Raw genomic sequence first — 2,157 nt, forward strand, 5'->3', positions numbered from 1 at the left:
GCGCCAAGCCGACCGCTTGGCGCTGCGGCGACCGCATCATAGGGAGAGAAAACTGTTACCTATGTATCCGGTTCAAAGTGTTACCCATCTATCCGCTGGACACCGGCAGGGCAATGAGGGGCAACGCTGCCGGCCCGAGATTGGCGATAGCCTATCCATGATCTTCAAGCCTACGCTGCGAATTGAAGCTCAATCACCCACGCCGGCGCTGCCCCTCATCCGCCCTTCGGGCACCTTCTCCCCGTGGAACGGGGAGAAGGAAAAAGGGGCGCCTCAATACTTCTCCGGCACGTAAAGCTCGCGCGGCAGCACCTGGCGCTCGTAGGAGGGGTTGAAGACGCGCTCCGGCAGCGTGATCTCATCGTGCGGAACCTCCTCATACGGCATCTGCTGCAGCAGATGGTCGATGCAGTTCAGCCGCGCGCGCTTCTTGTCGTTGCCCTCGACGATGAACCAGGGGGCCTCCTTGATGTTGGTGCGGGCGAAGGTCTCTTCCTTGGCCTTGGTGTACTGCTCCCAGCGCACCCGCGACTGCAGGTCCATCGGCGACAGCTTCCACTGCTTCATCGGGTCGTGGATGCGCATCAGGAAGCGCATCTGCTGTTCCTCGTCGGTGATCGAGAACCAGTATTTCACCAGCGTGATGCCGGAGCGGACCAGCATACGTTCGAATTCCGGCACGTCGCGGAAAAACTCCTCGACCTGATCCGCATTGGCAAACCCCATCACCCGCTCGACGCCGGAGCGGTTGTACCAGGAGCGGTCGAACAGCACGATCTCGCCGCCCGCGGGGAGATGCGGCACGTAGCGCTGGAAATACCATTGCGACTTTTCGCGTTCGGTCGGCGCCGGCAATGCCACCACGCGGGCGATGCGGGGATTGAGCCGCTGCGTGATGCGCTTGATGACACCCCCCTTGCCGGCGGAGTCGCGGCCCTCGAAGACCACCACCAGCTTCTTCTTGTGGTAGGCGACCCAGGACTGCAGCTTGATCAGCTCGGACTGGAGCCTCAGCAGCTCGCGAAAGTAGGTCATCCGCTCGATGGAAGGCGGATGCGACTTCTTGTAGATCTTGGCGATCTCGAGCGAGAGCGCCGGTTCGGAAAGCTCCAGCTCGTAGTCCTCGTCGAGCGTGTCCTCGAGCTCGGCTTCCAGCCAGTCCTTCGCCCCAGAATTCGGGTTCACTTCATTCATCGCGCAGCTCCGTCGCCTGTCAGCCATCATCGCCCGGAATGCGCCGCGGCTCCGCCCCGGACACGCCACTCCGTAAGCCGACTGAGATACAGAGGCGCAATGACGGTTTTATTGCAAGGCGACCACAGCCGGGCATGATAGACGATATGTGATCGGCCCGTATCGATAGCGGGGCGACAAGCGGCTGGAATTGTCCTACAAATCCCCTCGCCTCTTTCCCGCGCCCGCCACGGCGCCTCTCCAAAACAAAATCGCGAGGACCCGACATGGAATACCGCACCCTTGGCCGTTCCGGCCTGAAGGTTTCGACATTGACCCTCGGCACCATGACCTTCGGCGGCACGGGCCCGTTCGCCGCCGTGGGCAACTCCGATCTTTCGGAAGCCAAGCGCATCATCGACACCTGCATCGATGCCGGCATCAACCTCATCGACACGGCAAACGTCTATTCGAACGGGCTGTCGGAGGAGATCATCGGCGAGGCGCTTGGCGGCAAGCGCAAGAACGACGTGCTGATCGCGTCCAAGGCGCGCATGCGCATCGGCACCGGTCCCAATGACGAGGGCCTATCGCGCCACCATCTGATCCGCGAATGCGAAAAGAGCCTGAAGCGGCTCAGGACCGATGTCATCGACGTCTATTTCGTTCACCAGTGGGACGGCCTCACCCCGGTCGAGGAGACGATCGCGGCGCTCGACACTTTGGTCAACCAGGGCAAGATCCGTTACATCGGCTGCTCCAACTGGTCGGGCTGGCAGGTGATGAAGGCTCTTGCCGTCAGCGACAGCCGACATCAGGCCCGTTTCGTCACCCAGCAGATCCATTACACGCTGGAAGCACGCGAGGCCGAGTATGAATTGCTGCCGATCTCGGTCGACCAGGGCCTCGGCGTGCTGGTCTGGAGTCCACTGGCGGGCGGCCTGCTCTCCGGCAAATATCATCGCGACAGCCCGACCGCGCGCC

The 2,157-nt window shown here is 62.1% G+C and carries 3 protein-coding genes; 2 read left to right on the forward strand and 1 reads right to left on the reverse strand.

Annotated elements, in window-relative coordinates:
- A partial coding sequence (locus EOA27_RS41690) for a hypothetical protein (protein WP_210214193.1) occupies window positions 1-295 on the forward strand: 295 nt, incomplete at its 5' end.
- Here EOA27_RS41690 and ppk2 read toward each other — a convergent pair.
- Entirely contained in the window at window positions 274-1,194 is a 921-nt protein-coding gene (gene ppk2, locus EOA27_RS33250) for a polyphosphate kinase 2 (RefSeq protein ID WP_126082953.1), read from the reverse strand. The two genes, EOA27_RS41690 and ppk2, sit on opposite strands and share 22 nt — an antisense overlap.
- A 266-nt stretch (window positions 1,195-1,460) precedes the next feature.
- Between ppk2 and EOA27_RS33255 the strand changes: the two genes are divergently transcribed.
- A partial coding sequence (locus tag EOA27_RS33255; protein WP_145970714.1) for an aldo/keto reductase occupies window positions 1,461-2,157 on the forward strand: 697 nt, incomplete at its 3' end.

Origin of the sequence: Mesorhizobium sp. M2A.F.Ca.ET.037.01.1.1, from assembly GCF_003998075.1 — a bacterium.
Classification (GTDB): domain Bacteria; phylum Pseudomonadota; class Alphaproteobacteria; order Rhizobiales; family Rhizobiaceae; genus Mesorhizobium.